The organism is Staphylococcus sp. HMSC62D11 (assembly GCF_001839145.1).
In the GTDB taxonomy this organism is placed as follows: Bacteria; Bacillota; Bacilli; order Staphylococcales; family Staphylococcaceae; genus Staphylococcus; species Staphylococcus lugdunensis.
The window spans coordinates 317733-330076 of the sequence record NZ_KV840197.1; the positions used below are offsets into that span (position 1 = coordinate 317733).

The 12344-nt window shown below is 31.4% G+C and carries 12 protein-coding genes; all 12 read left to right on the forward strand.

Translation table 11 applies throughout. The features are described from left to right. Nucleotides 1-11 precede the first annotated feature (11 nt). Nucleotides 12-1325: a type VII secretion protein EssB gene (essB, locus tag HMPREF3267_RS09725; RefSeq protein WP_002493023.1), complete on the forward strand. Its 1314-nt coding sequence runs from the start codon at nt 12-14 to the stop codon at nt 1323-1325. A gap of 21 nt (nt 1326-1346) precedes the next feature. Beyond that, nucleotides 1347-5777: a type VII secretion protein EssC gene (gene essC, locus HMPREF3267_RS09730; protein WP_172952955.1), complete on the forward strand. Its 4431-nt coding sequence runs from the start codon at nt 1347-1349 to the stop codon at nt 5775-5777. A gap of 12 nt (nt 5778-5789) precedes the next feature. Then, entirely contained in the window at nt 5790-6872 is a 1083-nt protein-coding gene (locus HMPREF3267_RS09735; RefSeq protein ID WP_002459612.1) for a hypothetical protein, read from the forward strand. Between the two features lie 3 nt (nt 6873-6875). Next, nucleotides 6876-7166: a hypothetical protein gene (locus HMPREF3267_RS09740; RefSeq protein ID WP_002459611.1), complete on the forward strand. Its 291-nt coding sequence runs from the start codon at nt 6876-6878 to the stop codon at nt 7164-7166. A gap of 11 nt (nt 7167-7177) precedes the next feature. Beyond that, entirely contained in the window at nt 7178-8440 is a 1263-nt protein-coding gene (locus tag HMPREF3267_RS09745; RefSeq protein WP_062078722.1) for a T7SS effector LXG polymorphic toxin, read from the forward strand. A gap of 13 nt (nt 8441-8453) precedes the next feature. Beyond that, nucleotides 8454-8867 (forward strand): YwqH-like family protein, encoded by a 414-nt coding sequence (locus tag HMPREF3267_RS09750; RefSeq protein WP_002459609.1) that lies wholly within the window; start codon nt 8454-8456, stop codon nt 8865-8867. A 281-nt stretch (nt 8868-9148) separates the two neighbouring features. After that, nucleotides 9149-9535, forward strand: a complete 387-nt coding sequence (locus HMPREF3267_RS09755) for a cystatin-like fold lipoprotein (RefSeq protein WP_062078724.1) — start codon at nt 9149-9151, stop codon at nt 9533-9535. An 11-nt stretch (nt 9536-9546) separates the two neighbouring features. Next, nucleotides 9547-9960 (forward strand): DUF4064 domain-containing protein, encoded by a 414-nt coding sequence (locus HMPREF3267_RS12790; RefSeq protein ID WP_002459607.1) that lies wholly within the window; start codon nt 9547-9549, stop codon nt 9958-9960. Further along, entirely contained in the window at nt 9938-10333 is a 396-nt protein-coding gene (locus HMPREF3267_RS12795) for a DUF5084 family protein (protein WP_002459606.1), read from the forward strand. Before HMPREF3267_RS12790 ends, HMPREF3267_RS12795 begins: the two co-directional genes overlap by 23 nt. A gap of 237 nt (nt 10334-10570) precedes the next feature. Then, nucleotides 10571-11065: a TIGR01741 family protein gene (locus HMPREF3267_RS09770; protein ID WP_062078726.1), complete on the forward strand. Its 495-nt coding sequence runs from the start codon at nt 10571-10573 to the stop codon at nt 11063-11065. A gap of 228 nt (nt 11066-11293) precedes the next feature. Continuing rightward, entirely contained in the window at nt 11294-12091 is a 798-nt protein-coding gene (locus HMPREF3267_RS09775; protein ID WP_062078728.1) for a DUF5084 family protein, read from the forward strand. A gap of 169 nt (nt 12092-12260) precedes the next feature. Further along, nucleotides 12261-12344, forward strand: an 84-nt coding sequence (locus tag HMPREF3267_RS12800; protein ID WP_256323763.1) for an immunity protein YezG family protein, incomplete at its 3' end; no start/stop codon positions are given.

Here is a 12344-nt window from a genome sequence, read left to right on the forward strand (position 1 = left end):
AGAATCAAAAGATGGCAAAAAACAAAGCTGAAGAACGAAATGAGCAAGACGTAATTAAAGAAACAAAGCATGAACGCGAAGATATGCGAGAGATTCCTAAATCCTCGATTAAAGATGAACATTATCATTTGATGTATTTATTAGAACAGCAAGACAATGCATTTTTAAATGCGAGGCTGACTGAATTAAGAGATAGTTATCAAATTCATTATGATTTGTCACAACATCACACGCCATTTTCAGAAATAAAGACCTTCCCTAAAAATGAAAAAATGCGTTATTTGTTAAACATTGCCAAGCTCGAAGATGTGCTGAAAACACGTTACACCTTCATCTTATCGCCACAAGAATTATTCTTTACGAAAGATGGATTACCGTTATTAAAGACACGTGGTTTGAAAAATATTGTCGAACCCCTTGCCTTATCGGATGAAGAGTTTCTTGCGCGTTACAAAGCACTGATTATCACGGCATTTAATGACAAAGTCACATTCGATTCTTTAGTAGAAGGTAACCTTGAATTACATAAAGGCACACCGTTTGAAAAGAAAATCATTGATATTGCGACGTTAGATGAATTAAAAGCCTTTTTAGTTGAACAATTTGATAAACAACAATCAGATTATCGTCGTAACTTCTCATATGTGAAGAGAAGAAACTTTACGATTTTCAAAGCTATTGCCATTACAATGAGCGTAATTGGTGTTATTTTACTAGCAATACTTGCTTATCTGTACTTTTCAGTAATGAAAAATAATGCTCAGATTGAAAAAGGTTATAAATCATATGTGAAATCGAATTACACACAAGTGCTCAATGATTACGATGATTTAAATGGTAAAAATTTAGACAAAGAAGCGTTATACATTTATGCAAAAAGCTACGTTGAAACAAATAAACAAGGCTTGGAAAAAGATAAAAAAGAGAACTTATTAAACAATATTACACCAAATTCGAATAAAGATTATTTACTTTATTGGATGGAATTAGGTCAAGGTGACTATGACGAAGCACTTAATATTGCCACATATTTAGATGATAACGATATTACTAAATTAGCTTTAATCAATAAATTAAATTCAATCAAAAATAATGCTAACTTATCAAACGATAAACGTTCAGAAGAAACGAAAAAATATAACGATAAATTACAAGATATTTTAGAAAAAGAAAAACAAGCTAAAGAAGAATCTTCCAAAGAAAAAGAAGAAGCAGCTAAGAAAAAAGATGAAAAAATAAAACAACAAGAAGAAAATGAGAAGAAACAAAAAGAACAAGCGCAAAAAGATAAACAAAAACGTCAAGAAGCAGAACGGAAAAAATAGTATAGGATTGAGGGCAGAATGATGCATAAATTGATAATACAATATAATGACCAATTAAAAATGCTAAATCTCCAAGATGATAAAACTTATACTATCAGTTCGGATGACAAAGCAGATATCACGCTAAAGCATTTGCCAGAGGCCATTCATATTGAACAAAATGAATTTGGCGCTTGGCAAGCCAATCATACGACCTTGTTTAAAACATTGGTGCGTAAAGTTGCAGATGGAGAAGTGACATTAAAACTTTATGGTCAAGAACATTTACATTCATTCATGTATCCATCACTTAAAGAAGTGATGACGATAGGCAACCATGCATACGATGACTTAAAGATAAGTGGCGCGACCAATGTCATTATTTTAAAGGATATTCATCGCATTAAAGAACAACACTATATTAAAATCATTCATGATAACGCAGCTGAAGTCTTTATCAATTACGATAAACAACATAATAAAGTGGATAGAGCTTATGTCGGCGATCACTTGTTTATTGACGACATGTGGATTGAAATTAGAGAAGATGGTATCAACATCTTGTCACATGATGATATTGAGACGGAACTTATTCGCAGAAATAGCGATAAGTTTGAAAATTATACGATAGAATCAAATGATTACCATCGTTCACCGAGAATTATTCATCGTGAACCGACAGATACCATTAAGATAGAGCGCCCACCTCAACCAATTCAGAAGAATAACTCTATGATTTGGCGCTCCATCATTCCGCCATTAGTGATGATTGCCTTGACGGTTGTGATCTTTTTAGTACGACCTTTAGGTGTCTATATTTTAATGATGATTGGTATGAGTACAGTAACCATCATCTTCGGTATTACGACATACTTTTCAGAAAAGAAAAAGTATAAGGAAGAAGTTAAAAAGCGGGAGAAAGATTATAAAGCCTATTTGGATGAAAAATCAACAGCGATTAACCATGCCATTAAAGATCAACGCTTTAGCTTGAACTTTCACTATCCAACGTTGGCAGAAATTAAAGAGATTGTTGACAGCAAAGCACCAAGAATTTATGAAAAATCACCACAACATCACGATTATCTTTACTATAAATTAGGGATTGCAGATATTCAAAAGTCGTTCAAAGTGGATTACTCGGAGGAAGAATTTAATCAGCGCCGTGACGAACTGTTTGACGATGCGAAACGCCTGTATGAATTCTATGAAAATGTCGAACAAGCACCATTAACTAACGACTTAACCCATGGGCCTATTGCCTACATTGGGACACGCCGTCTAATCTTAGAAGAACTCGAAAAAATGATGCTGCAACTCGCGACATTCCATAGCTATCATGATCTAGAATTCTTATTAGTGACGCGTGAAGATGAATATAAGAAGTTGAATTGGTCACGTTGGTTACCACATACAACATTAAAAGCGCTGAACATTAGAGGTTTCGTCTATAATCAACGTACACGCGACCAAATATTGACATCCATTTACAGCATGATTAAAGAGCGCATTCAAACCGTCAGAGAACGTAGTAGAAGCAATGAACAAATTATTTTCAAACCGAATTTAGTATTTATTATTACGGATATGTCATTAATTATTGATCACGTTATTCTTGAATACGTCAACCAAGATTTATCAGATTATGGTATTTCACTTATCTTTGTTGAAGACGTGATTGAAAGTTTACCAGAACATGTAGAAACGATTATCGATATCAAATCTCACACAGAAGGCGAACTCATCATGAAAGAAAAAGAATTAGTGAAAACGCCATTTGTACCTGAAAGTATGGAAGGTATTGATAAAGAATATATCGCACGACGCATTGCCAACTTAAATCATGTTGAGCATATGAAAAATGCCATTCCAGACAGTATTACATTTCTACAAATGTATCAAGTCAAGGATGTGGATCAACTCAATATTGTACAGCGTTGGCAACAAAATGAAACATTTAAGACGATGGCAGTGCCCCTCGGTGTGCGTGGGCAAGATGACATTCTAGAGCTGAACCTACATGAAAAAGCACATGGGCCACATGGTTTAATTGCAGGTACAACAGGGTCAGGTAAGTCAGAAATCATCCAATCTTACATTCTGTCACTCGCAGTGAACTTCCACCCACATGAAGTGGCGTTCTTATTAATTGACTACAAAGGTGGGGGAATGGCGAACCTATTTAAAAACTTAAAACATCTTGTGGGAACGATTACCAACTTAGATGGAGACGAAGCCATGCGTGCACTAGAGTCCATCAAAGCCGAATTGCGCAAACGTCAACGTTTATTTGGGGAGTTTGATGTTAACCACATTAACCAATATCACAAGTTATTTAAAGAAGGCGTTGCGACAGAACCGATGCCGCATTTATTCCTGATTTCCGATGAATTTGCGGAATTAAAATCAGAACAACCAGATTTCATGAAAGAATTAGTATCAACTGCACGTATTGGACGGTCATTAGGGATACACTTAATCTTGGCTACACAAAAGCCATCCGGTGTGGTTGACGATCAAATATGGTCGAACTCTAAATTCAAATTAGCCTTAAAAGTACAAGACCGTCAAGATAGTAACGAAATATTAAAGACACCAGACGCTGCAGATATTACGTTGCCAGGTCGTGCATACTTACAAGTAGGGAATAACGAAATTTATGAACTATTCCAATCCGCATGGAGCGGTGCAGTGTATGACACTGAAGAAAATGTTATCGAGACAGAAGATAAAACGATTTATGCTATCAATGAATATGGTCAGCTCCAAGCTATCAATAAAGACTTAAGTGGTTTAACCGATGCTGAAGCGCAACCAACACAAACCGAACTCGAAGCGGTCATTGCCCATATTGAAGAAATTACAGAACGCTTAAACATTACAGAAGTGAAACGGCCATGGTTACCACCTTTACCAGAAAATGTATATCAAGATGAGTTAATGACGACAGACTTTAAAGCACTATGGAGTGATCAACCAGGTGATGTCGAATTAACACTTGGTTTAAAAGACGTGCCAGAAGAACAATTCCAAGGGCCATTAACCCTAAAATTAAAAGCGTCAGGACATATTGCCTTAATCGGAAGTCCAGGATACGGACGCACGACATTCTTACACAACATTATTTTCGATATTGCACGTCATTTCAGACCAGATCAAGCCCATATGTATTTATTTGATTTCGGTACAAACGGCTTAATGCCAGTATCCGATATCCCACATGTGGCGGACTTATTCACGATAGACCAAGAAGATAAAATCACAAAAGCTTTAAAACGCATTAACGAACTCGTATCAGAACGTAAACGCTTATTAAGCCAACAACGCGTCGTTAATATCGAACAATATAAACGCGAAACACAAGACAATGTACCAAACGTCTTTATCATGATTGATAACTACGACGCCGTTAAAGAATCACCATTAATGGAAGCCTATGAAGATATGATGATGAAAGTCACACGAGAAGGTTTAGCGTTAGGCATATACATTATCCTAACAGGTTCACGTTCAAGTGCGATTAAATCCGCAATCTTCACCAACATTAAGACACGCGTTGCTCTATATCTATTCGATAACAATGAGTTAACCAACATCATTGGTTCATACAAAAAAGGCGTTAAAGACATGAAAGGCCGTGCAGCCATCAATGATGACAACTTCACCCAATTCCAAATTGCACAGCCATTCAAACTAGCAGAAGGTGAAACGTACAATAACCGCATCAAAGATGAAATCGCTCAAATGAACGAACACTATGTTGGCGATTATCCAAGTCATATTCCAATGATGCCAGAAAAAGTATATTTTGATAAACAGTTGAATACATTTGACTTTAATAAGATAATATTAGAAGAAAAGATAATACCAATGGGATTAGAATTTGATGAAGTACAGCCAATCGGTTTCGATCTCCAAAAATCTAATATATTTACTTCGGTTAAGCCAGTTGATATTGATAACGGTTTTAATATATTAGAAAAGCAATTAAAAATTGTTTCAAAGGAATATGAAATTGCTATATTAGATACAACAGGTAGATTGAAAAATTCTGAATACGAAAATTATTTATACTGTCAAGAAAAAAAGGATATAATTGCTTTTAAAAATGAATTAGTTAACTTTATAAAGAACATTGAACCACAAAAAAAATGGATTGTAATCATTTCTAACTTCAAAGAATTTATAAATGTTGCAGCACCTACAAATAATGAAATAGAATCAATATTTTTAGATGGACCAAAAAATAATGTGTATCCTATAGTTTTTGGACTTTATCAAGAAACTATTGGGGGTATAAGCTCACAAGCTAGATTATTAAAAGAGATTGTAAATAATGCATTTGTCGGTATGAGCATTAGCGAACAAGATTTGATAAAAGTACGCTATAACTCTAACGAAAAAATTCTTAAGCGTAATGAAATGTATTATATTTGTGACTACGAGTATAAAAGAATTAAATTATTTGAATAGGGAGGCAAAATAATGAAATTTGACTTGAATAGCAAAAATGGAATAGCTGATGAAGATAATATTTTGACTAGCTTTATTATCGGTACTGGCGTTGGGCATTCAATAGTGAAATTTGAAGATGAAAGAGAAATCTTTTTTTCAAATGCAACTACAATCGTATTCGCACAATATATGAAAGACGTGTTAGCAAAGAAAAATATAAAAATAGACATTAATAATTACATGAATAGTACAGTTTTATCCTTCGAATATGATATAAAAAACGGGTCAAATGAAGGCTATATAAGTACTTTTAATGAAATAGTCGAGAAATTATTAGATATTAATATAGATAATGATAGTTTTGATGCAGCAATTGATAATGCAAAAAAAGATATGGAATCCAATTTCAAAATAAATGAGTATAGAGCTACAATGAAATTTATGGAAATGTTTAGTGATTACTATAATTTCAATTTGAAAAGTTTGATTAATGATATATGGAACTTTGATGTTAAAGATTTACTAACATTTAAAAAAGAAATGATCTTTTACGAAAACTGCATCATTAACATTAATAAAGATATAGATAATAAAGAGAAACTGTTGAATTTTAGTAAGCTAAACCATAAATTTTCATATTTAGTAAATGAAAATGATGAAAATGATGTTACGATTGAAGAAGAAGCAAGACATGCTAGTAATTATATAGGATATCATTTCAATCACCTCATTAAAAATGATTTCAATTACAATTACGCAAATGTATTAATTTTGGGGTATCATATATTTAATTCAAATTTTCAAGTTCAAATTTCAAGAAAAGAAATAGGTATATTAGGACAAGCAGATCTTAGACAAAATGATGAAAAATCAGTATCAGATATTACTGATGATAAAGTTATCAAATACAAAGAAATATTGATTAATAGTATTAATAACATGTATCACAGTGGTAGTGAAGAATTTAATTCAATTTTAGCCAAATTATTTGGAGATAATTTGAGTATTTCAAAAATTTTGGATTACTTAAAAAATATCACTCTCAATGATTTTAAAGAATTCTTTGAGAATATGCATCTGAATGTATTTGAAATTAACTTTAAGGAGGCGTAATAAATGGGAAAAGAGATTTATTTAGATCCAATAGAATTTCAGGATCAACTATCTAGTTTTGGTGAGGGTTCAGAAGAAATTAGTGGCGTGAATATTTCAGAAATAAAGGATGCCAAAAAGGAAACAAAACTTGATAGCATAGACAAACTAGATGGTTTAATTGATGAGTTATCTAATGCCATGAAAAAATACGCCCAAATGATAAGTACAGATAAAGATGCTATGGATAAGATAGCTGCAACGATTCAAAAAAATGACCAAGAAAATGCAGATAAAATATCGAATAAACATTGAGGTGAAAAAATATGACACGTTTAATTAATTCGGAATTAGAAGACTATTTAGAGAATACAAGTGACATGAAAAGTCAATTAAATGAAGCATTATATAATCATTACACTCAATGTAATACTTTATCTAAAACAGGGAGCATTAAGGGAGATGCTGGGGATAGTATTAAAAAATATGTTAGTTCAGCACATATTGGTACAATTTCGAGAGCTATAAACGTAATCTCTAATTTTGAAACAGCAGTGCAAAAATTAAAAGATTTAGGACATGAATGTGATAGTGATTCAAATGCTAAAATTGATTCAGATACTTTAGACGATACAAAAAAAGATGTTGATGATAAGAGAAAAGAATTTATTGATATAACTAGTGATTCTTCAAGTTTATTATCTGATGCATCAGAATTTATTGATACAGTTCCTTTAGGTAAAGATAAAGTTGAAAGTGGTTATGATGACAGTGAAAAAAATATAAAAGATACTAATACAAAACTTGAAAATATGGATAAAGAAGGTCAAAGTTCTCTATCTTCAATTACAAGTGAAATACAGGGATTAGTTATACAAATTAATAAATTGAGTAGTGAGTACCATGATAAAAATGGAATTATTGCTTCGAAGATTAATTCAATTACAAAAGAGCCTTGGTATAAGAGCGAAGTAAATTCTGGTGAGTTTAAAAAGATGAAAGCTGAAAGTCCTGTAGAATATGCTGAGGGAGATTATCAAACTGCAAGAGGACAAGTATATTCTAAAGATGGAAAAACAGTCGGTACTGCTGAAGCAGTTGGTGCTCATGGGAAAGTACATGTAGATAAAGATTCAATTGGTGCAGAAGGAGATGCAGCAGTTGCAAGAGCGAATGTCAAAACAAAAGAAAAATATTCCGAAAGTCAGGCTGGAGTTGAGTTTGCAAGTGCTAGAGGGAAAGCTGAAATTGACGAAAAACATATTGAAGCAAATGCAAAAGCACAACTTTTTGATGCTGGACTTGAAACTAAATTGGGGACAGATGATTATAACTTTCATGGAAAAACAGATGTAGAAGCTTTATCAGCCAGTGCTGGTATTGGAGGAGGTGCTGACGGATTTAGTGCAGAAGCAGAGGCAGTAGGTGCAAAAGTTGAAGTCGATGGTGGATTTGCTATCGGTGGAATTAACTTTGATGTTGGAGGTAGTGTTGGTGCACAAGCTGGAGGTAAGGTTGAAGCAGGCGCAAGAGGAATTGAAGTAGATGCTAAATTCTTATTCGGAGCTAAAATTAAAATAACTTGGTAGGCAGGTGTATTATATGTCAAAAACACAATTAATTGCTGAAAAAAATAGTAAAACTAGAGAATCTGCTGCGACAAAAGCAAAGATTGCTGATTTAAATGCTAAAATTGAAAAAGCTAAAAGAATCAAAAGTAAACTTGAAGATCTAAAAAAAGATGTGACAGTACATAAATATAGCTCATCTTTTATACTAAAAGAATATAACTATTGGAAAGGCGATAATAACTCAAAGTGGATTGATAAAAGTAAATCCGATTTAATAGATGGTTCATTAAGGGACTGTATAGATAATATAGATGATAATATAGATAGATTAATTGATAAAATAACTGAAATGGAAAATGAAGTTAATAATTTAGAGGGAACTCTATCTGGGTTGAAAAATGCAATAAACTCATTGATAGCAGCTATTGAAAAAATAGCAAACTAAAATTAGCCAATTAAATTTCAGTACCTAATATTACTTTAAAACTGACTTTACAATTGTATATCTATTAGATATTATAAAATGTGTTAAGCTATAAATATGTTCTTTTTCTATAAAAATGATTATTATTTTGTTCTTAATTATCTAGTTTTTAAATTTTTATCTAAGCTAAACCCCTAAAATACTTTGAAGTATATATTGATTTTTACAAATTTGTTAGGTTTAATCTTAAATTAATAAAAATAGCGAATTGCGTAAATAGAAAATAAAGATTGGAGAAGTTTATGAAAAAATTAATTTTAGGAGTGTTGATTATAATGATGACTATAGTATATGGCTGTAGCAAAGAGGATGATGATAATAATAAAAATAACAAATATCAAAGTAAAATAGAACAAATTTTAAATATTCAGCAAAAAACTCATCAAGAAATGGTAAAGCAAAGTGATAAAGTAAACCCTAAGTTTAATAAAGATGAAGTAAATCGTTATGTCTATAATGATGGCAAAATGATTATTATTAGTTATCCGTTATATAAAGAAAATAAAAAAATGTTTTATGCTGCTTATGAGTTTAAAAAGGAAAAAATTTATTATAAACAGGGTTTTAATGCGAAAGAATACGTCGATCAACATGAAGCAGACTTTAAAGATATAAAAAATGAACAATAAAGGTGAATACTATGACTAAAACAATTAAAGTAACATCACTTATCGGACTTATGCTAGAAGCATTTCTATCGTTAATGTTTTTGATTTTTTTCGTATTATCAGTGTTAGGTGTATCTCATTCTGAAGTTCAGACGACAGTAAATGGTAAGACAACAATGCAAAGTGCTGAAACTTCATCACATATTTTTAATTGGATTTTTGGCACGTTATTAGTAGCGAGTATTATTTCTCTAATCATTGGACTTATAGCATTTAAAACCATGTCTAAAAATATGAATATGAGCGCAGTTCTTTATATCATAGGTAGTATTGTTAGTCTCAATTTAATTACTATTTTCACTTGGATTGCATGTGGAGTATTGTTAATAAAAGAACAGAAGCAGTTCAAGGAGGGTAAAGTAGATGAAAAACGGATGGTGGATTAATTTAGCTATTGCTGGAATTTTGGGACTATTGAGTGTTCATGGATTTATAATTGCGTTTGGAGCATTTGGGGTTTTAGCACTAAATATTGTATGGCTAACAGTTTATACTCCAAAGAATAATACTCAAGCTTTTGAAAGTACAGCTAAACCAACTATTTATTTATCTATCATAGGTATTTTTATTATGGCAGTCTTAATGAATATACTATTTTATATAGTATTATATGATGACTTTTTAGATATAGGATTAAAAATATATGGTGATACATTTAATATTGTAAGTAAACCAACTCTTATATTTAGTATCTTATTTTTTGCAATAGGAACAAATTATGCATTTCAAATACAGCGAAAGCGATTAAATAGTAAATAATGAAAACAACAAAAATTTTAAAATGTGTTATATTGGTTTTATGTTAAATAGGACTAGTAAGGCTAATTTGAGAGATTAGACAATTTTGTTTAATCTCTTTTTTAAAAGCTTAATTATATTTATAGACATCTAAATTAAAATGCACGTTATAACCATCAGTTTTTTATATTAATATTGGCACAATAAATATGCTCAAAAAATACATAGTCGTATTCCAAATAACTAGGAGTGAGTAAAATGAGTTTTGAAAACAAGTTAAATAAACAATACAATAAAATAGCGAATTATGTGAGTGATATGATTCCAGGCCCATGGGAAAAAGTATATTTAGTCGCATATATGAAAGGATATGCTAGTGAAGTGTTTTTCTTTTTTACAGTTCCACAGAAGGATGAACTTTATTATTCAGAACATATACCGAAAGATTTTGGTGTATCAGAGGATGAATATGATTCCAGGTTTTTTCGATTATGTGATTTGTTCGATGATTTAAATGCAATTTTTATTAAAAATGGACAAGAACCATTTGGTACATGTGAATTTGACTTTACCATTGAAGGAAACTTAAATGTATCTTTTGAATACACAGATTGGGATGCATCAAAATTTGGACCTGGTGGAAAATTTGATTATTACCGATATAAAAAGTTTGGTATTTTGCCTGAAATGGAATACGCAATTAAAAGAATGCATGAAGTTGAACAATATGTAAAAGAAAGCCAAGAGAAATAATAAAATTAGATAAATTAATAAAAGGAGATTAGACAAACACTATCTGTTTAATCTCCTTTTTCAATGGGCTCTACGTCAAATATTAATGTATAATAATCATTTGTTATTTAAAATATTTTTCTATAAAAAGACTTCAATTACCTGTTCCAAAGCTATAACAAGATTAAATAAAGTGAGTTCTGCTACATATATTGTGTTAAAATTATATAAAAAGTAAAGGTGAATACTGTGATTAAAACAATTAAAGTAACATCTCTTATCGGACTTATTTTGGAAGGATTTCTATCGTTAATGTTCGCCCTTTTTTTCGCAACGTCAATTTCCGGTTTGTCTCAATCTGAGATTCAAACCACAGTTAATGGTGAAACAACGATGCAAAGTGCTGAAACGTCATCATTAATCTATAATTGGATTTTGGCTGTACTTATGGCTGTAAGTATCATTTCATTTATTATTGGTATTATAGCTTTAAAAATTATGACAAAAAAGACAACAATGAGTGCAGTGCTTTATATTATTGGTGGTTTTGTAAGCCTTAATTTGATTGCGATTTTTGCATGGACATTTTGTGGCGTATTGTTGTTAAAAAATAAAGAAGCACTTAAAGGAATAGTCATTGAGAAAAATAATATAGGTAATGCCTGGTGGATTATTTTAGCTATAGCTGGTGTTCTAGGTTTGTTGAGTGTTCATGGGTATTTAATTGGATTTGGCGCACTAATCATTTTAGTTTTGAATATTATTTGGTTAACTGTGTATACGCCAAAGAATAATACTCAAGCTTTCGAAAGTACGGCTAAACCAACGATATACGCATCTATCATAGGTATTTTTGTAATACTTGTTTTAATGAACATACTTGACTACGTGGTGTTGGATGATGGAAATTCAGATATAGGAATAAAATTATATGGTAATACATTTAATATAATAAATATGCCAATGCTTATATTGAGTTTGTTATTTTTTGCGATTGGTACATATTTTGTTTTTCAAATTCAGCGAAAGCGATTAAATAGTAAATAATGAAATAGAATATCTATAAGTTAATGAATTATTAAAGTATTCTTAACCAAATAGGTGAAAATGGAAACCAGTTGGAAATTATAGTCAGAATGGACAGGGGCGATATACAATGAAATTTGAAGAGAAATTAGGAGAACAATACAATAAAATAGCGAATTATGTGAGCGATATGATTCCTGGCCCATGGGAGAAAGTATATTTAGTTGCATATATGGAAGAATATGCTAGTGAAGTGTTTTTCTTTTTTACAGTT